Origin of the sequence: Streptomyces griseiscabiei (assembly GCF_020010925.1) — a bacterium.
GTDB lineage: Bacteria > Actinomycetota > Actinomycetes > Streptomycetales > Streptomycetaceae > Streptomyces > Streptomyces griseiscabiei.
In genome coordinates this window covers 1097759-1121363 of record NZ_JAGJBZ010000001.1, presented here as the reverse complement: position 1 = coordinate 1121363, position 23605 = coordinate 1097759, and the positions used below count along the sequence as shown (strand labels likewise).

The window sequence follows — 23605 nt, the reverse complement described above, 5'->3', positions numbered from 1 at the left end:
GGCGGTGGCGTCATGAGGTGGGCGCTGGTGAAGGTGTGCCTGGCGGTGACGGCGATGGTCGTGGTCGCCTTCGCGGTGCCGCTCGGGCTGGTCGTCAAGGAGATGGCGCGGGACCGGGCCTTCTCGGGCGCCGAGCGGGAGGCGGCCGCGATCGCCCCGGCGCTCTCCATCACCACCGACCGGGAGCAGCTGGAGCGGGTCGTCGCCTCGGCCGGGTCGGACGACGGGATGGCGGTGCACATACCGGCGGACGGCGCCGGGGCGGGCGCGCTCGACCTGGGCCGACAGCGGGCGTCCGACCGGGACATCGCCACCGTGCGAAGGCTGGGCCGGGCCTCGACCACGGAGGTGCCGGGCGGGTCCACGCTGCTGCAGCCCACCGCGCTCAGTTCCGGCGCGATAGCGGTCGTCGAGGTGTTCGTGCCCGAGTCGGAGGTGAGCAACGGAGTGGCCACCGCGTGGGCGGTGCTCGCCGGGGTGGGCCTCGCGCTGATCGTCGGCTCGGTGGCGGTGGCCGACCGGCTGGGGGTGCGGATGGTCCGGCCCGCGCGGCGGCTGGTGGAGAGCGCGCACGAGCTGGGGGAGGGGCAGCTGGGCGCGCGCGTGCCGGAGAAGGGGCCGAAGGAGCTGCGGCTGGCGGCGGTGGCGTTCAACGCGATGGCGGACCAGGTGGTCCAGCTGCTGGCGAACGAGCGGGAGCTGGCGGCGGACCTGTCGCACCGGCTGCGGACCCCGCTGACCGTGCTGCGGCTGAACGCGGCCTCGCTGGGCGACGGACCGGCCGCCGAGCAGACGCGGGCGGCGGTCGAGCAGCTGGAGCGGGAGGTCGACACGATCATCCGGACGGCGCGGGAGGCCAAGCCGCGGACGGCGGTGGCGGGGCCCGGCGCCGGGTGCGACGCGGCCGAGGTGGTCCGGGAGCGGATGGCGTTCTGGTCGGCGCTCGCGGAGGACGAGGGCCGTAAGTGGCGGGTGGCCGGGGTCGAGCGCCCGGTCCGGATACCCGTCGCCCGCGCCGACCTGGCCGCCGCGCTGGACGCCCTGCTCGGCAATGTCTTCCGTCACACGGCGGAGGGCACGGCGTTCGCGGTGGATGTTCACAACGGCGAGGACGCGGTGATCGTCCTGGTCTCGGACGCCGGGCCGGGCATCACCGACCGCGAGGCCGCGATGGCCCGTGGCCGGGGCTCGGGCAGCGACGGCTCGACCGGTCTGGGCCTCGACATCGTCCGCCGACTCGCCGAGTCGACCGGCGGCGATGTGCGCCTGGGGTCGTCGGTGCTGGGCGGGACCGAGGTGCGGATCTGGATCCAGCTGAACGGCGGCGCGACGCGGGACGGCGGACCGGTGAAGCGCCGGGGGCACCGGGGCGCGTCCATACGCCGGCGCAAATACGGCAAGACGCCCTCCGCCTTCAAATGATCATGCGCGGGGGTGCGTTCGGGCTTGTGCGATTGGTGTGTCCCTGTATGTGCGTTCATGTCCGTCTGTGATCTGGGTCACGCGTGTGACGGTCACGTTTCGACAACCAGGGATTACGTTTCAACAAAGGGGGACAAGAAGTCTTGACGTATGACATGACATAGAGCTGTTATGGCGGCCAGCCGTGTTCGGTCGAGTTGGTTTCTGATTGTTTTCGATCAGTCACCGGCGAGGGCCATTGAGACCGAACCACCTGTCCCCAGGGAGCCGTACATGCAACTCACACCCTCCGGTCTCGCCGTGCCCGGTCCCAGCCGCCGCAGCCTGCTGCGCGGCATAGGCGGCGCGGCAGCGCTCGGCGCCGGCATCCCCCTGCTGAGCGCCTGCGGGGGCAGCGGCACGGCCGCCGACCCGAAGTCCGTCACCCTCGGGTCGAAGGCGTCCGACCCGGTTCCGAAGAAGGCGTTCGCCGAGATCTACGCGGCGTACAAGAAGAAGTCCGGCATCACGGTCGACGTGAACACCAAGGACTCCAACACCTTCCAGGAGCAGATCAACTCGTATCTGCAGGGCACCCCGGACGACGTGTTCACCTGGTTCGCGGGCTACCGGATGCAGTTCTTCGCGGCCAAGGGGCTGGCCTCGCCGATCGACGACGTGTGGAAGAGCATCCAGGGCAACTTCCCCGAGGCGATGCAGAAGCTCAGCAAGGGCGAGGACGGCAAGTACTACTTCGTGCCGCTGTACACGTACCCCTGGGCGCTCTTCTACCGCAAGAGCGTCTTCGCGGAGAAGGGCTACGAGGTTCCCACCACGTGGGACCAGCTGATCGCCCTGTGCAAGCAGATGAAGAAGGACGGGCTCACCCCGATCGCCTTCGGTGACAAGGACGCCTGGCCCGCGCTCGGCACCTTCGACCAGATCAACTTCCGCAAGAACGGCTACGACTTCCACGTCGAGCTGATGGCGGGCAAGGCGTCCTGGACCGACGCCAAGGTCAAGTCCGCCTTCGACCTGTGGGCGGAGCTGCTCCCGTACCACCAGGAGGGCGCCGTCGGCCGCACCTGGCAGGACGCCGCGCAGACCCTGGTGTCGAAGAAGGCCGGCATGTACCTGCTGGGCACCTTCGTGGCGCAGCAGTTCACCAACAAGGACGACCTCGACGACCTCGACTTCTTCGCCTTCCCGGAGATCGACCCGGCGTACGGGCAGGACACCGTCGAGGCGCCCACCGACGGCTTCATGATGAGCAAGAGCCCGAAGAACAAGGCCGAGGCCGTCAAGCTCCTGAAGTTCCTGGGCACCACGGAGGCCGAGGACATCTACCTCAAGGCCGACCCGAGCGTCGTGCACGCCGCCTCCGGCGCCGACACCTCGTCGTACACGCCGCTGCAGAAGAAGGCGTACGAGATGATCGCGGGCGCCAAGAGCCTGACCCAGTTCATGGACCGCGACAGCCGTCCGGACTTCACCTCCACGGTGATGCAGCCCTCGCTGCAGAAGTTCATCCGCGACCCCAAGGGCATCGACAGCCTGCTCTCGTCGATCGAGCGCCAGAAGAAGACGATCTTCGCCTCGTCATGACGAAGACAGACACCACCCCCGAGAAGTCGGGCAACCCGGAGGCGGCCGTGCCGCCTCCGGGCTCTGCCCATGTCCCCGCCAAGAAGCCCGCGACGGGCCACAAGCGGCTGCTGACCAAGCGCGACCGGCTGACCCTCGGTGTGATGGCGGGCCTGCCGACGATCCTGCACGTCCTGCTGGTCTGGGTGACGGCCCTCGCCTCGATCCTCCTCGCGTTCACCACCTGGGACGGCATCGGCTTCGACTCCATCAAGTGGGTCGGGCTGGAGAACTTCAAGGAGCTGTTCGAGAACAACCCGCAGTTCTGGCCGGCCGTCCAGCACAACGTGATCTGGTTCGTCGTCCTGATCCTGATCCCGACGCCCATGGGCCTGTTCCTGGCCGTGCAGCTGGACAAGAAGATCCGGTTCAGCCGGGTCTACCAGACGGCGTTCTTCCTGCCCGTCGTGCTCTCCATGGCCGTCATCGGCTTCGTCTGGCAGCTCGTCTACAACCCGGACACCGGCCTGATCAACAGCCTGATCGGCGCCAACGAGCCCGGCAAGTACATCGACTGGATCGGCGACCCGGACCTCAACCTCTGGGCCATTCTCATCGCCGCGTCCTGGCGTCACACCGGCTACATGATGATCCTCTACCTGGCCGGCCTGAAGGGCGTCGACCCCTCGCTGCGCGAGGCGTCCTCCCTCGACGGCGCCAACGAGTGGCAGACCTTCAAGAACGTCATCTTCCCGACGCTGCGCCCCACCAACACGGTCGTCCTGGTCGTCACCATCATCGAGGCCCTGCGCGCCTTCGACCTCGTCTTCGTCTTCAACGGCGGAGCCCAGGGCACCGAACTGCTGTCGATCCTCGTGACCAGCAACATCATCGGTGAGTCCAGCCGGATCGGATACGGGTCGGCGATCGCGGTCGTCCTCCTGCTGATCTCGCTCGTCGTGATCATCCCGTACCTGATCAGCACCTTCCGGAAGGAGCGCCGCGCATGAGCGCCTCCGCCCCCACCGTCACCAAGGGCGTCATGACGGACCCCGCGACGGGCCTGCACAAGGTCCGTACGCCCGTCCGGCCCGCCCGGATCCTGCTGCACGTGTTCCTGGCCGGCACCGCGCTGGCCTGGCTCGCCCCGCTGCTCTGGGCGATCTACGCGGCCCTCAGGCCCTACTCGGAGACATCCGAGAAGGGCTATGTCTCCTGGCCCGACAAGCTGACCCTCGACAACTTCACGAACGCGTTCACGCAGTCGGACATGACGCACTACTTCGTGAACACGCTGATCATCGCCGTCCCGGCGGTGCTGCTCACGCTGTTCCTGTCGTCGATGGTCGCGTTCTACGTCAGCCGCTTCGACTTCCGCGTCAACCTGTTCCTGCTGCTGCTGTTCACGGCGGGCAACCTGCTCCCGCAGCAGGTCATCATCACCCCGCTGTACCGCCTCTACCTGCTCATCGACCTGCCCGGCATCACGATGAGCGGCAAGCTGTACGACTCCGCGCTCGGCCTGGTCCTCATCCACATCGCGTTCCAGTCCGGGTTCTGCGCCTTCGTGCTCAGCAACTACATGCGCTCCCTGCCGCACGAACTGACCGAGGCCGCGCTCGTCGACGGCGCCTCGGTGTGGCGGATGTACTGGCAGATCGTGCTACCGCTGTGCAAGCCCGCGATGGCCGCCCTCGCCACGCTGCTGTCCATCTGGATCTACAACGACTTCTTCTGGGCGCTCGTCCTGATCTCCACCGGCGAGAACATGCCGATCACCTCGGCGCTGAACAACCTCTCCGGCCAGTTCTTCACCGACAACAACCTCGTCGCCGCCGGAGCCCTGCTCACCGCGATCCCGACCCTGATCGTCTACTTCCTGCTCCAGCGGCAGTTCGTGGGCGGCCTCACCCTGGGCGCGAACAAGGGCTGACACGGCCTTCCGCCAGCGCTCCGGCGCCGGACCACCGAGGTCCGGCGCCGGAGCCGTGCCCGAAACGGGTCCGGCGCCACAACCGTTCCTGAACCCCTGAGAGAGAACCACCGTGCCCCACCCCTTCACCCCGGTCACCTCCGTGCCCGTGGACCCGCACACGGCCCGGGTCCACGAGGAGGGCTGGCAGTCCTGGAGCCCCAGCGGCCCCTACGCCCTCGGCGACGCCCCGTACCGCCCGACCGGCGCCAACTGGGCCACCGTCTGCTACCGCCCCGGCCGCACCGTGCCCGCCGACACCTTCCAGGGCGAGGGCCTGCTCGCGCTCGACCCGGGCGACGGCACCCCCGTACGGCTGTGGGCGGCGCCCGAGCCGACCGCCGAGGTGCCCTCGATCCGCCTCGTCGTCCGCGACGGCCGGGCGGAGGTGAGCGCCGACGGCCCCGTGAAGGAGTGGACCGGCGAACACATCCAGTCGGTGCTGGGCGACTGGGCGGCGAGCCTCGGCCTCACGGCCCCCCGCCCGGCACCCACCGTCTGGTGCTCCTGGTACGAGTACTTCACCTCCGTCACCGAGGACGACATCCACGAGAACCTCCGGGCGATGGACACCCTCGACCTGCCCATCGACGTCGTCCAGATCGACGACGGCTACCAGAAGGCCCTCGGCGACTGGCTCACCCTCTCCGGCCGCTTCCGCTCCCGCGAGGGCATCGCCGAGGCCATCCGGGCACGCGGGCGCCGCGCCGGCATCTGGACGGCGCCCTTCCTGGTCGACCCGGCGAGCACCCTGGCCGCCGAGCACCCCGAGTGGCTGGTGCGCGACGCGAACGGCGCCCCCACCCACGCCGGCCGCAACTGGGGCCACGACCTGTACGTGCTCGACACCACCCACCCCGGGGCGGCGGCGTACCTCACCGAGGTCTTCACCACCCTGCGCGCCGAGGGCTACGACTACTTCAAGGTCGACTTCCTCTACGCGGGCGCCCTGGACGGCGTACGCCACGCCGACGTGGACGCGCTCGCCGCGTACCGCTCCGGGATCGAACTGATCCGCGCCGCGATCGGCCCCGACGCCTACCTGCTGGGCTGCGGCGCGCCGATCCTCCCCTCGATCGGGCTGTTCGACGCGATGCGGGTCAGCCCCGACACGGCCCCGCACCGGCGCCCCGAGGCGGACGACTACAGCCAGCCCGGCCAGGACCCCGCCGAGTTCACCGGCGCCGGCCGCCAGTGGCAGCACGGCCGCCTCTGGGTGAACGACCCCGACTGCCTGATGGCCCGCCCCGCCGTGGAGACCCGCGAGCGCTGGGCGGCGCACGTCGAGGCCACGGGCGGCCTGATGGCCTCCAGCGACCGGCTGCTGTCGCTGGACCCGTGGGGCGTGGACACGACCCGCCGCCTGCTGAGCAGGGGCACGGACAACGGACTGGAAGCCGAAGGGGCTGCCGAATGAAGCGCGAAGCGAAGCGCGAACTGAACGTCCCGGGTCTCGCCTACGGCGGCGACTACAACCCCGAGCAGTGGCCCGAGGAGGTCTGGGCCGAGGACGTACGCCTCATGCGTGAGGCGGGCGTGAACATGGTGAGCGTCAACATCTTCTCGTGGGCGCTCCTGGAGCCGCGCGAGGGCGAGTACGACTTCACCCGCCTCGACAAGATCCTCGCCCTGCTCCACGACAACGGCATCGCCGCCGACCTGGCGACCCCGACGGCCGCCCCGCCGGCCTGGTTCTTCGTCAGGCACCCCGAGGCGCTGCCCGTCGACAAGGACGGCCGCACCCTCTCGTACGGCAGCCGGCAGACCTTCTGCCCCTCCAGCCCCGCCTACCGCGAGGCGGCCCTGCGGATCGCCCGGGTGCTCGGCGAGCGGTACGCCGACCACCCGGCCGTCGTCATGTGGCACGTCCACAACGAGTACGGCTGCCACAACGGCGAGTGCCACTGCGACACCAGCGCGGCGGCGTTCCGGGTCTGGCTGCGCGAGAAGTACGACGACGACCTGGCGGCGCTCAACCACGCCTGGGGCACGACGTTCTGGAGCCAGTGGTACTACGACTGGGACGAGATCATCCCGCCCCGCCCGACCGGCGCGGTCCCCAACCCGACCCACCAGCTGGACTGGCGCCGCTTCTGCTCCGACGCCCTGCTGTCGCTGTGCAAGGCGGAGCGCGAGGTACTGCTGGAGGCGGCCCCCGCGACCCCCGCCACCACCAACTTCATGGTGATGTACAACTTCGACAAGCTCGACTACTGGCGCTGGGCGCCGGAGTTGGACATCGTGTCGAACGACCACTACCTCCAGTCCACGGACCCCGAGTCCGAGATCGACATCGCGCTCAGCGGCGACCTGGTGCGCTCGCTGGCGGGCGGCGCTCCGTGGCTGCTGATGGAGCACTCCACCGGCGCGGTCAACTGGCAGCCGGTCAACCGGGCCAAGACGGCGGGGGAGTTGCGCCGCAACGCCCTCGCCCATGTGGCCCGGGGCGCCGACGGCATCGCCTACTTCCAGTGGCGGGCCGCCAAGGCGGGCGCCGAGCAGTGGCACTCGGCGATGCTGCCGCACGCGGGCACGGACAGCCGGATCTGGCGTGACGTCGTCCGACTGGGCGCGGATCTGCGGTCGTTGGCGGAGGTGCGCGGCAGCAGGGGCGTCGCCGAGGTCGCGATCGTCTGGGACTGGAGCGCCTGGTGGGCGGTGGAACTCCCGTCCCAGCCCAGCGAGTTGCTTCGCTTCCAGGACCAGGTGCGCTCCTGGTACGAGCCGCTGTGGCGCTCCGGTGTGGCGGTGGACTTCGTCCGCCCCGACGCCGACCTCTCCTCCTACAAGCTGGTGCTGGCCCCGAGTCTCTACCTGGTGGACGACGCGGGCGCGGCCAACCTGACCGGCTTCGCGGAGGCCGGCGGCACCCTCGCGGTCGGCTTCCACAGCGGCGCGGTGGACGAGAACTGCCATGTCCGGCTGGGCGGTTACCCGGGCGCGTTCCGCGAGACCCTCGGCGTCCGCACGGACGAGCTGTTCCCGCTGCTGCCGGGGGAGTCGGTGGAACTGAGCGAGGGCGGTACGGCCTCCCTCTGGTCGGAACGGGTCGCCCTCGCGGGCGCGGAGGCCGTCACGTCGTACGCCTCGGGCCCGCTGACCGGAGTCCCGGCGGTCACCCGCCACGCGCACGGCTCGGGCACGGCCTGGTACGTGGCCACCCGCCCGGACCCGGCTACCCTGGCGTCCCTCCTGGACCGCGTCCGTACCGAGGCGGGCGTCGAGTCCGTCCGCCCGACCCCCGACGGTGTGGAGGCCGTACTGCGCCGGGGCCCGGACGCGGACTACCTCTTCCTGATCAACCACGGGGAGTCACCGGCCGAGATCACGGTCTCCGCCGACGCGTCCGAACTGCTCACCGGCAAGCCGCTCATCACGGCCGGAGCTTCGGCGTCCGTGCTGGTGGCGGCCGGGGATGTGGCGGTGGTGCGCGAGCCGCGCTGACCCGGACCGCGCGGGCGCGTGTGCGCCCCGCACTCACTCCGATCGCGCTCTGTAGTCATTCGAACGCGGAGAGTAGTTTCTCCTGTGGGTGGGCGGCGCCTTGGCCGCCCACCCTCTCAACGGGTCCACCACCCACGGGAAAGGAGTCGCTCCCCATGTCCGAGAACATCGCGGAACTCCGGCAACTCAGGGATCAGGCCGCCGACGAGGCGGCGGGCCCCTGGGTCCATTCGATCCTCTCCGACGCCCAGTCCGTCCTGAACTTCGCCAACATCGAACCTCCGTTCACCTACGGCGGTTTCGTCGTCTCCCGGCGCCCGGACGGTCAGTTCGACGTGTGGTGGCGTCTGTGACGGACGCCGGCTGAAGCGGTGGCACCGGCCGCGGTGACACCCGGTGGCGGTACGGCGGTCGCCGTACCGCCGCTCCCGCGCTCAGGTCCAGTCGTACAGCGACAGTCGCGGCCCTCCGTCGAGATACCCGCGCAGCGCGGCCGCGTCGCCCTCCACGAAGTCCTCGGGGAGGGCGCTGGTGTCGGTCCAGCGGGCCTGGGCGTGCTTGTGCGGTTCCCGGTTCTCCAGCTCGCCGGTCCACTCGTGGGCGGCGAAGGCGACGGTGAGGAAGCCGTCCGGTGCCTCGACGCCGTGGGCCGCGTGGACCAGGTGCACGACCTCCAGCGCCTCCGGCTTCACGGTCAGGCCCGTCTCCTCGTACAGCTCGCGCACGGCGGTCGCGGTGACGGGCTCCCCGGGTTCGCTCTTCCCGACGGGCAGGTGCCACCGGCCCCGGGCGAACTTGGCGTTCTCGCCCCGCTGGAGGAGGACGACCCGGCCCGCGGCCCGGTCGTGGACGATGACGGCGGCGACCAGCAAAGTCATATGACCTGTCCCTTCGTAGGCCGCTAGCATGCCGTGCATGGAGTGCTTCTCTTCCTGGCGTACGCGCCGCTGAGGTCGGCCCACCGGCACCGACCGTGTGACCGGCGGGCCAGAGGTGTCCCTTTCCTCCCTCGGCTCCCGAGAGGTCCACTCCATGCTGATTCGCGCATACGTCCAGGACGACCTGGCACGACTCACCGAACTCACCGTCGACACGTTCCGGCTGTTCTACGAGGACTCCGTCGGCACCCTCCTCGACGGGCTCGTCCTCGCCACCCTGCACGCCGACTGGCGCGGTGACTACCGCGAGCTGGTGCCCACCCTGCACGACCCGGCCCGGCACCGGTACGTCGCGGTGGCCGAGTCCGCCGACGGCGTCCTCGCCGGCTATGTCGCCTGGCGGGCCGACCCCGCCCGCCGGCACGGCGAGATCACCCTGCTCGCCGTGGACCGGCACCACCGCGGCGGCCGCACGGGCACCGCCCTGTGCGAGCACGCCTTCACCGACCTGCGCGCACACGGCACGAAACTCGTCGAGATCGGCACCGGCGGCGACACCTTCCACGCCCCCGCCCGCGCCCTGTACGAGAGCCTCGGCTGCGTCCCGTTCCCGACGGTGTACTACTACCGGCAGCTCTGACCACCGCCGTCAGGGGCGCGCTCTTCCTCGCGGATGCGAGCACTCTGTATATACTCGATGTGCATCCGGATATATATGGGGAGTCCTCATGGCCAAGACGTTGATCGACATCGACGAGGAACTGCTGGCCGAGGCCGCCATAGCTTTCGGGACCAAGACGAAGAAGGACACCGTCAACGCCGCGCTCAAGGAAGGTGTCGAACGCAAGAAGCGGGCGCTCGCGCTGGCCAGGCTCGCGGCGCGGGCGGACGCCGGGGACTTCGACGTGCTGCTCGACAAGGAGAACTACCGTCGATGACCGCCGCCGTCTACTTGGTCGACACCAGTGCGTTGGTCCGCATTCTGAAACAGCAGGCTCGCACCCAGTGGGAGAAGCCGCTGCACGAGGGGCTGATCGCTCGCTGCCCGCTCACCGAGGTGGAATTCCTCTACAGCGCCAGGAACGCCGAGGACCGGGCAGAGCTGGTCCGCGACCTCGACGCGTTGTTCGGCTGGACTCCCCTGGACGACCGGGCGGTGACACGGGCATGGGAGGTGCAACGAAGCCTCACCGACCGAGGGAGACACCGGTCCGCGGGCGCTGTCGACCTTCTGATCGCCGCGACCGCCGAACTCCAGGGCCTGACCGTGCTCCACTACGACAACGACTTCGAGACCATCGCCTCGGTCACCGGCCAGCCGACGCAGTGGCTGGCATCCCCAGGCACTCTCTGACCCACACACCCGCCACACACACCGGGGCGCGGCGCTCCCCTAACCGCGCCGCGCCCCGGGGCCCCCGCTCCCCGTTCCCCCGTTTCCCCCAGGGGGCTCCCCAGCCCCCGGCCCAGTGGTCCGTTGCCCCTTGCCCCTAGCCCGGAGTCCGTTACGCCGAGGACGTCGCCAGCGGCGGCAACGCCCCCGTCTTCGCCGCCTGCCCGTACCAGTACGCGCTCGACTTCGGCGTACGGGTGAGGGTGGCGTAGTCGACGTACACGGCACCGAACCGCTTCCCGTAGCCGTACGCCCACTCGAAGTTGTCCATCAGGGACCACAGGTAGTAGCCCCGGACGTCGGCCCCCTCGGCGATCGCGCGCCGGACCGCCCGGAGGTGGCCGTGGAGGTAGGCGATGCGCTCGGGGTCGTGGACCCGGCCGTCCGCGTCCATCTTGTCGTCGTACGCGGCGCCGTTCTCGGTGATGTACAGCGGCAGCCCCGGGGCCTCCTCCCGCGCGTACCGCATGATCAGCTCGTGCAGCCCGGTCGGGTCGATGGTCCAGCCCATCTCCGTGCGCTCGCCCGGCGTCTGGTGGAACAGGACGTCGTCCGCGCCCGGCCACGGCGAGTGCGCGCTCGCCCCGTGGCCGTCCGCCCGGGGGCCCTGGAGATCGGCGTCGGCGGCGCCCACCAGCGTGGGCGTGTAGTAGTTCAGCCCCAGCGCGTCCAGCGGCTGGTTGGCCGTCGCCAGATCGCCGTCCAGCACGAACGACCAGTCCGTGAGCGAGGAGGTGGCGGCGAGCAGGGTCTCCGGGTACGCCCCGTGCAGCATCGGCCCGTGGAAGACACCGTTCGCCAGGTCGTCGATCCGCCGGGCCGCCGCCAGATCCTCGGGCGCGTTCGTGACCGGCCGGACCACCGAGGAGTTCAGGCTGACCGCGATCGAGTTGCGGGCCGGCATCGCCGAGCGGAGCGCCGAAACCCCCAGCCCGTGCGCCACGTTCAGATGGTGGGCCGCGCGCAGCGACGCCACCGGGTCCGTACGGCCCGGCGCGTGCACCCCGGAGCCGTAGCCCAGGAACGCCGTGCACCAGGGCTCGTTGAGGGTGATCCACTGCTCGACCCGGTCGCCCAGCGCCTCGCCCACGATCCGCGCGTACTCGGCGAAGCGGTGCACGACGTCCCGCTCGGGCCAGCCGCCCGCGTCCTCCAGCTCCTGCGGAAGGTCCCAGTGGTAGAGGGTGACGGCCGGCTTGATGCCCTTCTCCAGCAGTTCGTCGACCAGCCGCCGGTAGAAGTCCAGCCCGCGCTGGATCGCCGGGCCCCGGCCCGTCGGCTGCACCCGCGACCAGGAGATGGAGAAGCGGTACGAGGTCAGGCCCAGGTCCGCCATCAGCGCCACGTCGTCGCGGTAGCGGTGGTAGTGGTCGACAGCGATGTCACCGGTCTCACCACCGGCGGTCTTGCCCGGGGTGTGGCTGAAGGTGTCCCAGATGGAGGGCGTACGGCCGTCCTCGCGCACCGCTCCCTCGATCTGGTACGCGGAGGTGGCCGCGCCCCAGAGGAAGGCGGGCGGAAAGGTCACCGGGGTGACCGGGTTCACGGGTTCAGGCATGGAAGCGCTCCCATAGGTGGTCGGGTAGACCGACGGAGGTGGGTGGGGGGAGTGGAACAGGCGGGAGGGACGGGCCGGGGCGGCGATGACCCGGCCCGCGGTGGAACCGCGAGGTGTCCGAGGGCGGCGGCGAGGGTGGCGGTGGGGTGATGCCGGGGTGCTGCCGGGCGGTCAGCCCGTCACCCCTTCACCGCGCCCTGCATGATGCCCCCCACGATCTGCTTGCCGAAGATCGCGAAGACCAGGAGCAGCGGCAGCGTGCTCAGCAGCGCGCCCGCCATGATGAGGGCCTGGTCGGGGGTGTAGCCACGGCCCAGACCGGCGACCGCGACCTGCACGGTCGGATTGCCCAGCTGGGTCAGGACGAGGAACGGCCACAGGAAGTCGTTCCAGGTCTGGACGAACATCAGCATGCCCAGCACGGCCATCGCGGGCCGCGCGGCCGGGAACACCACATGCCAGATCACCCGCCAGCTGCTCGCGCCGTCGACGCGGGCCGCCTCGATGATCTCGTCGGGCAGCGCCTGGAGCAGATACTGCCGCATGAAGAACACACCGAACGCGCTGACCAGCGACGGCAGGATCACCGCCTGCAACTGGTCGGTCCAGTCGAGCTTGGCGACCATCATGTAGAGCGGGATCACCTGGAGCTGGGGCGGCACCATCATCGTGCCGATCACGATCAGCATCAGAGCGCCCCGGCCCCGGAACCGCAGCTTGGCGAAGGCGAACCCGGCGATGGTCGACAGGACCACGATCGTCAGCGACGAAACGCCCGCCACGATCGTCGTGTTGAGGAACGCCTCACCCAGATTGGCGTCGCTCCAGGCCACTTCGAGCTTGTCGAAGAGATTGGCGCCGAACCAGAACGGCGGCGGGGTGTCCGCCAGCCGCGCGTTGTCCCGGGAGGCGGCGACCGCCGTCCAGAACAACGGGAAGACCGACACCAGGGTGAACACGATGAGGATGATGTAGGCGACGGGGCCCGCGTGATGCTGCCCGCCCGCCCGCGCCGCCTTGAGGCCACGCCTGCGCCCGCCGTTCTTCGGCGGCTCGGGCACGGCGTCGGCCGGGGGTTTGGTCATGGTCGTCGTCACGGCCGGTCTCCTAACTACTGGCGCGCAGCCGGCGCGAGATGACGTAGTTGATGATTCCGACCACGATGAGGATCAGGAACATCGTCCAGGCGATGGCGGAGGCGCGGCCCAGGTGCTGGTTCACCCAGCCCTGCTCGTACAGGTAGAGGCCGAGCGTCTGGAACTGGTGCTGGGAGCCGCCGGACGCGCCCTTGTTGGCGTCGAACAGCAGGGGTTCGGCGAAGAGCTGGGAGGCGCCGATGGTCGAGACGACGACGGTGAAGAGGATCGTCGGGCGCAGCGACGGCAGCGTCACATGGAGGAACTGCTTCCAGCGGCTGGCACCGTCGAGGGCCGCCGACTCGTACAGGTCCTGAGGGATCGCCTGCATCGCCGCCAGGTAGATCAGCGCGTTGTAGCCGGTCCACCGCCAGATGACGATGGTGGACACGGCGATCTTCGAGTACCACTCGCCGTTCTGCCAGTCGATGTGGTCGAAGCCGAGCATCCCCAGGAACCAGTTGATCATTCCGTAGTCGCGGCCGAAGAGCAGCACGAAGACCAGGGTGGCGGCGGCGATCGAGGTGGCGTACGGGGCGAGCATGACGACCCGGTAGAAGGTCGAGGCGCGCAGCCTGTAGTTGAGGATGTGCGCGATGCCCAGCGCCATCATCAGCTGCGGAACGGTCGAGATGACCCCGATGATCAGCGTGTTCTGCGCCGCGTTCCAGAAGAACTCGTCGTCGAAGATCCGGGTGAAGTTGCGCAGTCCCACCCAGCTCATGTCGGTGGGCGCGGTCAGCTCCACCGCGTGCAGCGAGGCCCAGCCGGTGTAGAGCAGCGGGAACAGGCCGAACGCGACGAACAGCAGGAAGAAGGGGGAGACGAAGGCGTACGGGCTCCAGCGCACGTCCCGCTGCCAGCGGCGGGACAGCCGGGCCCGGCGACGCTCCTCGGCCGCGGGCTCCGCGGCCTTGCGGGCCGGGGCCGCGCCCCCCTCGGTGGGGGGCGCGGCGGTGTCGTGCCGTGTGGGCATACCGGTCATTCCGGTCACTTGTCCAGTGCGTTGTCGATGGTCTTGACGGCGTTCTTCCACGCTTCCTCGGCCGACTTGCCCTGGGTCACGAGGATCACGCCGTTGTCGGTCAGGCCCTGCTGGATGATCTGGTCCTTCGGGCCGATCGTCTGGACCGGGATGTTCTCGGCGGCCTGGGCGAAGATCGGGCCGATGGGCGCGTCACCGGTCATGTCGTTCTTGGCGTCCTTCACCGCGGTCGAGTCGTAGGCGGCCGGGGTGCTCGGGAAGCTGCCCTGTACGGCGAAGAGCTTGGCCTGCTGCTCCGGCGCGGTCAACCAGGCGGCCAGCTTCGCGGCCGCCTCGGCGTTCTTGCCGCTCTTCGGCACGGACAGGAAGGAGCCGCCCCAGTTGCCGGACTTCGGCGCCTGGGCGATGTCCCACTTGCCGGCCGCCTCGGGCTTCGACTTGCCCTTGATGTAGCCGAGCATCCACGGCGGGCAGGACATCGCGGCGAACTTGCTGTTGGCGATCGTGGTGTCCCAGGCCGGCTGGAACTGCGTCTGGTTGCCGATCAGCCCGTCCTCGGCGGCCCCGGCGGTGAGGTCGAAGGCGGTCTTGACGGCCGGGTTCGTCTTGTAGATGACCTCGCCCGAGGCGTCGTAGAACCGGTCCTTCTCACCGCTGAGGATCGCCTGGAGCAGACCGCCGGGGGAGTCCAGGAAGGTGGTGCCCTTGGGCGCCTTCGCCTTGTACTTCTTGCCGGTCTCGACGAACTTGTCCCAGCTGCCCGCCCACAGCGCGCTGACCTCGTCGCGTTCGGTGGGCAGACCGGCCGCCTCGAAGAGGTCCTTGCGGTAGCAGATGGCCATCGGGCCGACGTCGGTGCCGACGGCGATCGTCTGTCCCCCGGAAGTGGTCGCCTGCTGCCACTTCCACTCCAGGTAGTCGCTCTTCTTGCCGTACTTCGACAGGTCGAGCAGCTTGTCCGACTGGGTCTGGACGATCTCGGCGATGTTGCCGACCTCGATCATCTGGATGTCCTGGAGACCGCTGCCGGTCGTCAGGTGGTTGAGGAGCGCGGGGTAGTAGTTCTCGTTGCGCTCCACGACGGTCTGCTCGATGTCGATGTCCGGGTTGAGCTTCTCGTACTCCTTGTACAGCCCGGACTCCTCGAAGCCCGCGGTGCCGAAGAGCCCCAGGGTGATCTTGGTCTTGCCACCGCCACCGCCGTCCGACGACGAGCTGTCCTCGTCCTTGCCGTCGTCGGCACAGCCGGCCAGCAGCCCGGCGCCCAGCGCGGCGACGGCCGCGATGGCGACCGCCCTGCGGGCGCTACGGGTGCCCCCGCCCGACCGGAGCCGGGAGTGCGGGAGGGTACGTGCTCGCATTGCGTCCTCCTGATGCCCTGACGTGCCGACCCCCCGGCCAACTGCGTTGTTGGGCCCATTCGTTCATGCTGCGGCTCGGGCGGGGAACGTGCGGGATGTGTAAGTGCCAGGTACTGTGGGAGCGCTCCCACGAGTGATGTGTTGAAGAGTCGTCGGTTCGTGCGGGGGTGTCAAGGGAGCGAGCGCGGAGAGATGTCTTCGGTTATCGGGCTGTTAACTAACCCGGGGGCCGGCGCCGGGCATGCCCGGAAACGGTCGGGTGTGGGCGGGGCAGGGGAGGGATGCGGGCCGGGCTCGGGCAGGGCGCGGGCCGGGCGTGGGCGGGGTTTCGGAGCCCGGCGGGGAGGGGGCCGGGCCCGGAGGCGGGCGCCGCCGGACCGTTGGACTCGTGTAACCGGCCGGTGGCGCCGGCCGGACCGGGACCCGGGTGCCCGGCCGGCCCCGGGGGTCACCGAGGGCGGGCGCACCCGGTTGACTCCTTCCCGGGACTCCTTCCCGGACGTCGTACGAGGATCAGGACTGTTAGATTCCACGCCAGCGCGGTGTGAACGGGAGGCGACCATGGTGGCAGGCCACGGAGCACGGGGCCGGAGCGGTGGGCGGCCGACGTTGGAAGAGGTCGCCGCACGGGCCGGTGTGGGCAGGGGGACGGTGTCCCGGGTGATCAACGGCTCGCCCCGGGTCAGCGACGCGACCCGCGCGGCGGTCGAGGCGGCCGTCGCGGAGCTGGGCTACGTCCCGAACACGGCGGCCCGCGCCCTCGCGGCGAATCGCACCGATGCGATCGCGATGGTGGTCCCCGAGCCTGAGACCCGCTTCTTCGCCGAGCCGTACTTCTCCGACATCCTCAAGGGCGTGGGCGCCCAGCTGTCCGAGACGGAGATGCAGCTCCTGCTGATCTTCGCGGGCAGCGACCGGGAGCGCCGCCGCCTGGCCCAGTACCTGGCCGCGCACCGCGTCGACGGTGTCCTGCTGGTCTCGGTCCACGCCGACGACCCGCTCCCCGATTTGCTGTCACAACTGGAAATCCCGGCGGTCATCAGCGGCCCGCGTTCAGAACACGAAACCCTGCCCTCCGTCGACTCCGACAACTACGGCGGCGGTCGCTCGGCCGTGGAGCACCTGATCGCGCGGGGCCGCACCCGGATCGCCACCATCACCGGGCGCCTGGACGTCTACGGCGCCCAGCGGCGCGTCGTCGGCTACCGGGACGCCCTGGAGGACGCCGGCCGCGAGGTCGACGAGCGCCTGATCGCCCCCGGCGACTTCACGGAGGAGGGCGGCCGGCGTGCCATGACCGAACTCCTGGCCCGCTGCCCCGACCTCGACGCGGTCTTCGCCGAGTCCGACGTCATGGCTGCGGGCGCCCGCCAGGTCCTCCGCGAGGCCGGCCGCCGCATACCCGACGACGTGGCCCTCGTCGGCTACGACGACTCGGCCATCGCCCGCCACAGTGACCCCCCGATGACGAGCGTCCGCCAGCCCATAGAGGAGATGGGCCGCGCGATGATCGACCTCCTCCTCGACGAGATCGCGGACCGCCGGCCGGCGGTGTCCAGGGGGTTGGAACGGCGGCAGGTGGTGCTGCCTACGGAGCTGGTGGCGCGGGACTCCTCATGAACGCGCGACCGGGTGAGTCCGCTCCGCAACTCCCCGCTCGCGGTGGGCAGCAGGAAGGGCCCGGACCTGCATCACGGCCCGAGCCCCGCCTTCGACCAGCCGCGCGCAGCCAGCAACGCGAATGTGATGTCACCACGCTACGGGCCGGCACTGACATCGACGGCTCCTGACCGGGCACGCGCACCGGCCGACACCGAGTCGCCGCTGTCCCCGCTGTTGTGGTGCCGGGAACTGGAGTCCGGCCCCAGCGAGGAGTGTTCAGCCCGCCTTCACGCCTCGGTGGTCGACCCACGACTGCGCCGGTCGCGTCCACCGCATGAGGCCACGGTTGCGGTGAACGCGTACCACCGACTCGCCGGCCGGCCTTCGGCCACCGGGGAGAGACAACGTCAGTTGGTGGATTCGTCGTCCTTGGCTGACTCGACGGCCTTCCGTTCGATCACGAACGACCCCTTGCCGACGACCGTTCTTACGTATCCCATCTCGGCCAGCAGCACGAGCGTCTTGCGTGCGGTCCCGCGAGCGATGCCGAACTCCTGCATCAGCCGGTCGACACCGGGCACGGCTCGGCCCAGCGGGTACGCGCCGTTCTCGATCCGGGCGATCAGGACTGCGGCGAGCTGCAGGTACAGGGGGTCGGCCGCTTCCGCGTCCAGTTCGGCGTCCGGGCCGTAGCCCTTCGGGATGTCCACCATGGCTAGACCGTATGTGCCCATGGAAAACAGCGTCCTTCTGTGTCATGCCATGGCAGGGCATGACCAGGTTGCGCTAACGTCGGCACCGACACGAGAAGACCCCCGCGACGCGGCGAACGTCCGGGGGCATGGCCACCAGCTTCGAAGGAGCTGACGACAGTGAGCATTATCCATGCGTTCGTGCGGTGGGCCCTGGGCGTCGTAGCCCCCGGCACGGGCAGGCGGCGGGCCGCTTCCCGCCCCGCCGTATCACCGCCGGCCCGCCGCCCGCATACGGCGGCCACGGCCCCGCAGCGGCTCCCGGCCCCGCGATCCCCGTACGGGCTCCACGGCCCGCTCGACGGAGGGGCCACCGTCGCGGTCCGGCCGTACGTCGTCGAGGCCGAGCGGGAGCAGGAACGGCAGGCCCGGCGGAGGCTCGCGCTGGTGCTCGCGGCGGACTTCGGGATCGATCTCGATGGGCATGTGATCGGTGCGGAGGTGGTGGCGTGATGGGCCCGTGCGAGCCACCCAGTCGCCCCGGACCGCCGCGCGACCGGACCGGCTCACGCCCGTGACCCGGGCCGAAGCGCTGAGCGAAGGCGTCGCCAGGCGCAACGCGCGGTCGAGAGGGGAGAGGAGGGAGGCTGTAGCGGCAGGCCTGACGCCCGGGCTTCTCCGGCAGCGCACCCGTTGTGGCTGCTGGCAGCCTGGCCTTCATGGAGAAGCTTCGAGGTAGTGCGGAACACACGGGCACCCACCCGCTGTTGGGCGCCGACCGGGTCGAGGGCCCCTTGGAGGCGTACTTGGCCCGGGTCGGCGAAGTCTTCCGGACGTTCGGGAAGCAGGACTCCGGGTGCACGGCCTACGGGGTGCGGCTGCACGGCCGCGACGAGCGGTGGTTCGTGAAGACGGCCGTCGGCGGGGCGGGGCTGCGGTCGTTGGAGCGGGCGTGGGGGTTTCACCGAGCCGTGCGGCACCCGGTGATCGTCCCGCAGGTGCACCGGATCGCCCTCGGGGAGGGGTTCGCCGTGGTCATGCCCTGGCGGGAGGGGGAGGTGCTGTACGACCCGGCCGAGCGCGGCCGAGGCGACCGTACGGTCCCCGGCAGTCCGATGGTCCGCTTCCGGGCGCTGCCCGTCGCCCGGATCGAGGCGGCCTTCGCCCGCGTTCTCGACGCCCATCTCGCCGTCCAGGCCGCCGGATACGTCGCCGTGGATCTCTACGACGGGGCGCTGCTGTACGACTTCACGGCACACGAGACGCGTCTCATCGACCTCGACGAGTACCGCCCCGGCCCCTTCGTGCTGGACGCCGAGCGGCTCCCGGGGTCCACCCGGTTCATGGCGCCGGAGGAGTTCGAGCGCGGCGCGACGATCGACTCCCGCACCACGGTCCACGCCCTGGGCCGCACCGCCCGGCTGTTGCTCGACGCGGGGGACGAGGAGCGGGCCTGGCGGGGTACGGGCGCTCAACTGGGCGTCCTGGAGCGGGCCACGCATCCCGACCCCGCCGAACGGTTCGCGGGAGTGCGGGAGTTCGCGGAAGCGTGGCACGGCTGAGGGGCGGTGCCGCTGAGCCGTGCCGCCGCCACGACATGTCACGATGCCCTCCGCACACCGATCATCCCAGGGGGGACCATGCGCACCCGTGTCACCGTCTTACTCGCCACCGCGCTTCTCACGACGCTCGCGGCCTGTACGTCCGACAGCGAGCCGGGCGGAGCCGACGGCACACCGTCCGCCGGGGCCGGGAAGCCGAGCGGCACACCCACTCCGGCCGAGACCGCCGCCGGCATCGACGCCGCCGACAGGGCCGCTCTCGAAACGGCCGTCCGTGAGTACACCGCGGCCTACTTCGCGAACCGGCCCGACACCGCCTTCGGCATGCTCACCGCCCGCTGCCAGAAGCAGATCACGCGCGCCGGCATGGCCGTACTGACCGAACGGGCCGACCAGACCCGGCGGGCCATCGGTGACACCGAGCCGAAGGAGGTGAAGCGGTTCGAGGTGAACGAGACGGACGGCGATGTGGCACGCGTCTCGTACGGCGTCGGCACGCCCAAGTTCGACCAGAAGCGGGAGCAGTGGGCCCGCGAGGCCGCCGTCTGGCGTTACGACACCTGCTGAGTCCCGCCCCGGCAGACCCCGATACGCGAACGAGCCCCGATCTGGTCTCCCAGATCGGGGCTCGTTCCTCAGGGTGAGTGACGGGACTCGAACCCGCGGCATCCTGGACCACAACCAGGTGCTCTACCAGCTGAGCTACACCCACCATGACCGGCGGTTCGTCCGAAGGTTTCACCGACCGGCCGAGAAAAAGTGTACAGGGTCCGAAGGGGTGCCCGCGCACGCGTTTAGGCGGGGGCGTTCGGGGCCCGTCGGGGCCCCGGCGGCAGGGTCACCCCGCGGGCAGGACGTGCTTCGCGGCGATCGTGCGGGCCGTGTCCGAGTCGGGGCCGGGCTGGGGGACGAAGATCGCCTCGCGGTAGTAGCGCAGCTCGGCGATGGACTCGCGGATGTCGGCGAGGGCCCGGTGGTTGCCGTTCTTCTCGGGGCTGTTGAAGTACGCCCTCGGGTACCAGCGGCGGGCCAGCTCCTTGACGGAGGAGACGTCCACGATGCGGTAGTGGAGGTAGCTCTCCAGGGCCGGCATGTCACGGAGGAGGAAGCCCCGGTCCGTGCCCACCGAGTTCCCGCACAGGGGGGCCTTGCCCGGCTCCTTCACGTGCTCCCGGACGTACGCCAGGACCTGCGCCTCCGCGTCGGCCAGCGTCGTGCCGCCGGGCAGCGCGTCGAGGAGGCCGGACGCGGTGTGCATCGTGCGCACCACCTCCGGCATGGTCTCCAGGGCGGAGTCCGGCGGGCGGACGACGATGTCGACACCCTCACCGAGCACGTTCAGCTCGGAGTCGGTGACGAGGGCGGCCACTTCGATGAGCGCGTCGTCGGACAGCGAGAGGCCGGTCATCTCGCAGTCGATCCACACCATGCGATCGTTCATGTGTCTCACCTTACGGCCCGTGACAGCCGTACGGCCCGGTCCTGCACCAGGGTGATCACAGGGTGATCGGGTGCGGGACCGGGCCGTACGTCATACAGCCGTGCGGGCTACGGCGCGCTGCGCTGGCCCGGCAGGCGGCCCGTCGCGTACAGCTCCGGCTTGGCGCCCTCCGTGGAGAGGGACGCCGACGGCGCCAGGGCGCTCGCCGCGGCCGTGCGCCGGGCCTGGAGCGGCACCGGCGCGTGCTCCTGCGACACCGGGGACGGCCCCGGGACGCCGTGCGGGCCGTCGTGGTGGTGGTCGCTGTGCTTCTCGCCCTGCGGACGCCGCGCCCGGTACGCCGCCCGGTACGCCGCCGGGGACGAGCCCAGCTGCCGCCGGAAGTGCCCGCGCAGCGCCACCGGCGAACGGAAGCCGCAGCGCCCCGCGACCTCGTCCACCGAGTAGTCCGACGTCTCCAGCAGACGCTGCGCCTGCAGCACCCGCTGGGTGATCAGCCACTGCAGGGGAGCGCTCCCGGTGAGCGAACGGAACCGGCGGTCGAACGTACGCCGGCTCATGTACGCCCGTGCCGCGAGCGTCTCCACGTCGAACTGCTCGTGGAGGTGCTCCAGCGCCCAGGCGACGACCTCGGCGAGCGGGTCGGCGCCGATCTCCTCTGGTAAAGACCGATCGAGGTAGCGCTCCTGGCCGCCCGATCGGCGTGGTGGGACGACGAGACGACGGGCCAGGGCCCCTGCCGCCTCGTTCCCGTGGTCCGTCCGCACGATGTGCAGACAGAGATCGATTCCGGCCGCGGTGCCGGCCGATGTCAGTACGTCGCCGTCGTCCACGAAGAGCTCTCGTGGGTCGACGTGGACGGACGGATAGCGCTTGGCCAGCGTCGGCGCGTACATCCAGTGTGTCGTCGCGGGCCTGCCGTCGAGCAGTCCGGCGGCGGCCAGCACGAACGCGCCGGTGCACAGCCCGACGATGCGGGCGCCCTCTTCGTGCGCTCGGCGCAGTGCGTCGAGCGCTTCCTCCGGCGGCGGTGAGGTGATCGAACGCCATGCGGGCACGACCACCGTGCCCGCCCGCGAGATCGCCTCAAGGCCGTTCGGTGCGGTGAGTTCCAGGCCCCCTGTGGTCCGCAGCGGGCCTTCCTCGCCCGCGCACACCAACAGGCGGTAGCGCGGTACGCCGGCGTCCTGGCGGTCGATCCCGAACACCGACAGTGGTATGGAACTCTCGAAGATGGGACCGCCGCTGAACAGCAGCACCGCGACGATCTCCTTGCGGCGTCGCCCGGACAGCTTCCGGGCCGCGGCTTCCGGCGCGGCGGTGGAGTCGTGGCTCATACTGCTAAGCCCCCCTCGGTGGTCGCGGCTCCTCGGTTGTGTCGCTCCTGCACGTTTCCCCTTGGTCCTGCACGAGTCCCCCGCCATAAGACAGTCATGATCGAATCTACTGTGTCCCGTGGTGCCGGCGTGACCAGTTCGGCATCCGGCACATTGTCGACATGGCAACTTGGCGTGAAGCATTCGATCACGAAGCGTTGCACTCGTGGGCCGTGCAGGGAAGTACGCCTCGTCCCAGTGGCCGGTCCACGTAGGGTGCGCGCGGCCCCTGGACCCCTTTCAGTGCAGGTCGAACGGGGGGTGGAGGGGTGTTCGACCAAGGGATGTGCAGGTGGCCGAAGTTGGCTGAAAAGATACGGGGGTGTGCGCGGAAACCGGTCAGTCGACCGGCGTACTCGGGCCGGAGTTCCGTCCGCCCCTGTGCGCCCCGGAGGCGGAGCGTCCGCGTCGGCCGTGCCGGGGGGTGCGATCTTCGGCCATCGAACGGGCGGCCCGTGCCGCACCGCGTTCGGACTGGCGCAGCAGGACGCGGCAGACGCCGGTGACGGCGGCGAGGCCCAGGGCGGCGCCCGTCGCGCCGGCGAGGGAGGTGCCGTACCAGACGAGGACCACCGGGACCAGGACGCAGCTGAAGGCCGCCCAGCGGACCACGTCCGTGGCGGTCTCGGCGGGGGCGGAGGGGGAGACGGGAGCGGGAGCGGCGGAGGGCGGGACCGGGGCCGAGGGCGGGGGGATCTCGGCGGCTCGGGTTTCGGCTCGGGCTACGGGTTCGGGGGCGGACTGGGGCGCGACGCGGGGCGCTGTGCGGGGTGCGGACACTGCGGGCTCCCTCCTGGCTCCCTCGGGATCGGCTTACGAGGGTTCAACGCGTGTTCGACCCGTCGGTCACTGGTGTTGCCGGTGTTGCTTGTGTTGCGTACGCCCCTCGATCGGGTTGCCGTCGGGGCGAGGCGAGGCGAGGCGTACAGCGGCTCGGCTGCCCTGGAACGCGGTGAGTATGCGGACCTGTGCGGGGGCAGTGCCGCCCCCGCGCACGTACGGCTCGCGTACGGCTGTGGAAACCGGCTGTACGGGGCAGCAACCATTGCGTTACGGGGCGGTGCTCGTGCATGCTCCCTGGAACCCCGCGCAGCCGGTGCGGGATCTGGGCGGAGGAGGCGTGCGGTCGTACCCTTGGGGGTATGGGGTTGGGAAGATGATTCCCGGACACGGCTCCGCCGCACACTGACGTCCCATCCACGTCGTCCCACACGAGGATC

General features: G+C 70.4%; 23 protein-coding genes and 1 tRNA gene. 14 read left to right on the top strand and 10 right to left on the bottom strand.

Going from position 1 to position 23605, the window contains the following annotated elements:
• The first annotated feature begins 12 nt into the window (after positions 1–12).
• From J8M51_RS04830 to J8M51_RS04800, 7 genes are all read left to right on the top strand, one after another.
• Positions 13–1422 (top strand): sensor histidine kinase, encoded by a 1410-nt coding sequence (locus J8M51_RS04830; protein ID WP_086756279.1) that lies wholly within the window; start codon positions 13–15, stop codon positions 1420–1422.
• Between the two features lie 273 nt (positions 1423–1695).
• The gene (locus tag J8M51_RS04825) at positions 1696–3006 is read left to right on the top strand and encodes an ABC transporter substrate-binding protein (protein ID WP_256964841.1); all 1311 of its coding nucleotides are present in this window, start codon (positions 1696–1698) and stop codon (positions 3004–3006) included.
• Entirely contained in the window at positions 3003–3995 is a 993-nt protein-coding gene (locus tag J8M51_RS04820; protein ID WP_086756276.1) for a carbohydrate ABC transporter permease, read from the top strand. Before J8M51_RS04825 ends, J8M51_RS04820 begins: the two co-directional genes overlap by 4 nt.
• A gap of 32 nt (positions 3996–4027) precedes the next feature.
• A complete protein-coding gene (locus tag J8M51_RS04815; RefSeq protein WP_086756296.1) occupies positions 4028–4918 on the top strand; it encodes a carbohydrate ABC transporter permease in 891 nt (296 codons plus the stop codon).
• 112 nt (positions 4919–5030) lie between these two features.
• Positions 5031–6374, top strand: a complete 1344-nt coding sequence (locus tag J8M51_RS04810; RefSeq protein WP_086756275.1) for a glycoside hydrolase family 36 protein — start codon at positions 5031–5033, stop codon at positions 6372–6374.
• Entirely contained in the window at positions 6371–8401 is a 2031-nt protein-coding gene (locus tag J8M51_RS04805) for a beta-galactosidase (RefSeq protein ID WP_086756273.1), read from the top strand. The genes J8M51_RS04810 and J8M51_RS04805 overlap by 4 nt, the downstream gene beginning before the upstream one ends.
• A gap of 155 nt (positions 8402–8556) precedes the next feature.
• Positions 8557–8754, top strand: a complete 198-nt coding sequence (locus tag J8M51_RS04800) for a hypothetical protein (protein WP_086756271.1) — start codon at positions 8557–8559, stop codon at positions 8752–8754.
• A gap of 81 nt (positions 8755–8835) precedes the next feature.
• Here the strand turns inward: J8M51_RS04800 and J8M51_RS04795 are convergent, their stop codons facing one another.
• The gene (locus tag J8M51_RS04795; RefSeq protein WP_086756269.1) at positions 8836–9279 is read right to left on the bottom strand and encodes an NUDIX domain-containing protein; all 444 of its coding nucleotides are present in this window, start codon (positions 9277–9279) and stop codon (positions 8836–8838) included.
• Between the two features lie 154 nt (positions 9280–9433).
• Here J8M51_RS04795 and J8M51_RS04790 point away from each other — a divergent pair, with 154 nt between their 5' ends.
• From J8M51_RS04790 to J8M51_RS04780, 3 genes are all read left to right on the top strand, one after another.
• Positions 9434–9919 (top strand): GNAT family N-acetyltransferase, encoded by a 486-nt coding sequence (locus J8M51_RS04790; RefSeq protein ID WP_086756267.1) that lies wholly within the window; start codon positions 9434–9436, stop codon positions 9917–9919.
• An 88-nt stretch (positions 9920–10007) separates the two neighbouring features.
• Positions 10008–10217, top strand: coding sequence for a type II toxin-antitoxin system VapB family antitoxin (locus tag J8M51_RS04785; protein WP_086756266.1), 210 nt, complete (start codon positions 10008–10010; stop codon positions 10215–10217).
• Positions 10214–10633, top strand: coding sequence for a PIN domain nuclease (locus tag J8M51_RS04780; protein ID WP_086756264.1), 420 nt, complete (start codon positions 10214–10216; stop codon positions 10631–10633). Before J8M51_RS04785 ends, J8M51_RS04780 begins: the two co-directional genes overlap by 4 nt.
• Before the next feature lie 151 nt (positions 10634–10784).
• Here J8M51_RS04780 and J8M51_RS04775 read toward each other — a convergent pair whose 3' ends face one another.
• From J8M51_RS04775 to J8M51_RS04760, 4 genes are all read right to left on the bottom strand, one after another.
• Positions 10785–12230, bottom strand: coding sequence for a GH1 family beta-glucosidase (locus tag J8M51_RS04775; protein WP_086763187.1), 1446 nt, complete (start codon positions 12228–12230; stop codon positions 10785–10787).
• Between the two features lie 179 nt (positions 12231–12409).
• Positions 12410–13327: a carbohydrate ABC transporter permease gene (locus J8M51_RS04770; protein ID WP_216591687.1), complete on the bottom strand. Its 918-nt coding sequence runs from the start codon at positions 13325–13327 to the stop codon at positions 12410–12412.
• A gap of 10 nt (positions 13328–13337) precedes the next feature.
• Positions 13338–14342 carry a carbohydrate ABC transporter permease gene (locus tag J8M51_RS04765; protein ID WP_267298983.1) on the bottom strand — a complete coding sequence of 335 codons (1005 nt, stop codon included), beginning with the start codon at positions 14340–14342 and terminating at the stop codon, positions 13338–13340.
• A gap of 14 nt (positions 14343–14356) precedes the next feature.
• Positions 14357–15712: an ABC transporter substrate-binding protein gene (locus J8M51_RS04760; RefSeq protein WP_267298982.1), complete on the bottom strand. Its 1356-nt coding sequence runs from the start codon at positions 15710–15712 to the stop codon at positions 14357–14359.
• A gap of 564 nt (positions 15713–16276) precedes the next feature.
• On the opposite strand from J8M51_RS04760, the gene J8M51_RS04755 reads away from it, so the two are divergent.
• Positions 16277–17332 (top strand): LacI family DNA-binding transcriptional regulator, encoded by a 1056-nt coding sequence (locus tag J8M51_RS04755; protein ID WP_216591577.1) that lies wholly within the window; start codon positions 16277–16279, stop codon positions 17330–17332.
• A 389-nt stretch (positions 17333–17721) separates the two neighbouring features.
• Here the strand turns inward: J8M51_RS04755 and J8M51_RS04750 are convergent, their stop codons facing one another.
• Entirely contained in the window at positions 17722–18027 is a 306-nt protein-coding gene (locus tag J8M51_RS04750) for a GntR family transcriptional regulator (protein WP_086761361.1), read from the bottom strand.
• 159 nt (positions 18028–18186) lie between these two features.
• Here J8M51_RS04750 and J8M51_RS04745 point away from each other — a divergent pair, with 159 nt between their 5' ends.
• The 3 genes from J8M51_RS04745 to J8M51_RS04735 all read left to right on the top strand — a co-directional run bounded on the left by J8M51_RS04745 (position 18187) and on the right by J8M51_RS04735 (position 20135).
• Positions 18187–18519: a hypothetical protein gene (locus J8M51_RS04745; RefSeq protein ID WP_086761363.1), complete on the top strand. Its 333-nt coding sequence runs from the start codon at positions 18187–18189 to the stop codon at positions 18517–18519.
• A 206-nt stretch (positions 18520–18725) separates the two neighbouring features.
• Complete coding sequence (locus J8M51_RS04740) at positions 18726–19568, top strand: serine/threonine protein kinase (RefSeq protein WP_086761365.1); 843 nt, start codon at positions 18726–18728, stop codon at positions 19566–19568.
• 78 nt (positions 19569–19646) lie between these two features.
• Complete coding sequence (locus tag J8M51_RS04735; protein WP_086761367.1) at positions 19647–20135, top strand: hypothetical protein; 489 nt, start codon at positions 19647–19649, stop codon at positions 20133–20135.
• Between the two features lie 72 nt (positions 20136–20207).
• On the opposite strand, the gene J8M51_RS04730 is transcribed toward J8M51_RS04735, so the two are convergent.
• The 4 genes from J8M51_RS04730 to J8M51_RS46225 form a co-directional block, all read right to left on the bottom strand.
• Positions 20208–20280: transfer RNA gene (locus J8M51_RS04730), tRNA-His, on the bottom strand.
• A 126-nt stretch (positions 20281–20406) separates the two neighbouring features.
• Positions 20407–21009 (bottom strand): oligoribonuclease, encoded by a 603-nt coding sequence (gene orn / locus J8M51_RS04725; RefSeq protein ID WP_086761369.1) that lies wholly within the window; start codon positions 21007–21009, stop codon positions 20407–20409.
• Between the two features lie 107 nt (positions 21010–21116).
• Positions 21117–22346: a helix-turn-helix domain-containing protein gene (locus tag J8M51_RS04720; protein WP_216591571.1), complete on the bottom strand. Its 1230-nt coding sequence runs from the start codon at positions 22344–22346 to the stop codon at positions 21117–21119.
• Positions 22347–22724: 378 nt separating this feature from the next.
• Positions 22725–23165 (bottom strand): hypothetical protein, encoded by a 441-nt coding sequence (locus J8M51_RS46225; protein WP_398855545.1) that lies wholly within the window; start codon positions 23163–23165, stop codon positions 22725–22727.
• Positions 23166–23605 lie beyond the last annotated feature (440 nt).

What these genes read in the sequence shown, in the direction of transcription:
- J8M51_RS04830 (WP_086756279.1), top strand. Translation starts at nt 13, where the DNA reads ATGAGGTGGGCGCTGGTGAAGGTGTGCCTGGCGGTGACGGCGATGGTC.
- J8M51_RS04825 (WP_256964841.1), top strand. Translation starts at nt 1,696, where the DNA reads ATGCAACTCACACCCTCCGGTCTCGCCGTGCCCGGTCCCAGCCGCCGC.
- J8M51_RS04820 (WP_086756276.1), top strand. Translation starts at nt 3,003, where the DNA reads ATGACGAAGACAGACACCACCCCCGAGAAGTCGGGCAACCCGGAGGCG.
- J8M51_RS04815 (WP_086756296.1), top strand. Translation starts at nt 4,028, where the DNA reads ATGACGGACCCCGCGACGGGCCTGCACAAGGTCCGTACGCCCGTCCGG.
- J8M51_RS04805 (WP_086756273.1), top strand. Translation starts at nt 6,371, where the DNA reads ATGAAGCGCGAAGCGAAGCGCGAACTGAACGTCCCGGGTCTCGCCTAC.
- J8M51_RS04800 (WP_086756271.1), top strand. Translation starts at nt 8,557, where the DNA reads ATGTCCGAGAACATCGCGGAACTCCGGCAACTCAGGGATCAGGCCGCC.
- J8M51_RS04795 (WP_086756269.1), bottom strand. Translation starts at nt 9,279, where the DNA reads ATGACTTTGCTGGTCGCCGCCGTCATCGTCCACGACCGGGCCGCGGGC.
- J8M51_RS04790 (WP_086756267.1), top strand. Translation starts at nt 9,434, where the DNA reads ATGCTGATTCGCGCATACGTCCAGGACGACCTGGCACGACTCACCGAA.
- J8M51_RS04785 (WP_086756266.1), top strand. Translation starts at nt 10,008, where the DNA reads ATGGCCAAGACGTTGATCGACATCGACGAGGAACTGCTGGCCGAGGCC.
- J8M51_RS04780 (WP_086756264.1), top strand. Translation starts at nt 10,214, where the DNA reads ATGACCGCCGCCGTCTACTTGGTCGACACCAGTGCGTTGGTCCGCATT.
- J8M51_RS04775 (WP_086763187.1), bottom strand. Translation starts at nt 12,230, where the DNA reads ATGCCTGAACCCGTGAACCCGGTCACCCCGGTGACCTTTCCGCCCGCC.
- J8M51_RS04765 (WP_267298983.1), bottom strand. Translation starts at nt 14,342, where the DNA reads ATGCCCACACGGCACGACACCGCCGCGCCCCCCACCGAGGGGGGCGCG.
- J8M51_RS04760 (WP_267298982.1), bottom strand. Translation starts at nt 15,712, where the DNA reads ATGCGAGCACGTACCCTCCCGCACTCCCGGCTCCGGTCGGGCGGGGGC.
- J8M51_RS04750 (WP_086761361.1), bottom strand. Translation starts at nt 18,027, where the DNA reads ATGGTGGACATCCCGAAGGGCTACGGCCCGGACGCCGAACTGGACGCG.
- J8M51_RS04740 (WP_086761365.1), top strand. Translation starts at nt 18,726, where the DNA reads ATGGAGAAGCTTCGAGGTAGTGCGGAACACACGGGCACCCACCCGCTG.
- J8M51_RS04735 (WP_086761367.1), top strand. Translation starts at nt 19,647, where the DNA reads ATGCGCACCCGTGTCACCGTCTTACTCGCCACCGCGCTTCTCACGACG.
- orn (WP_086761369.1), bottom strand. Translation starts at nt 21,009, where the DNA reads ATGAACGATCGCATGGTGTGGATCGACTGCGAGATGACCGGCCTCTCG.
- J8M51_RS04720 (WP_216591571.1), bottom strand. Translation starts at nt 22,346, where the DNA reads ATGAGCCACGACTCCACCGCCGCGCCGGAAGCCGCGGCCCGGAAGCTG.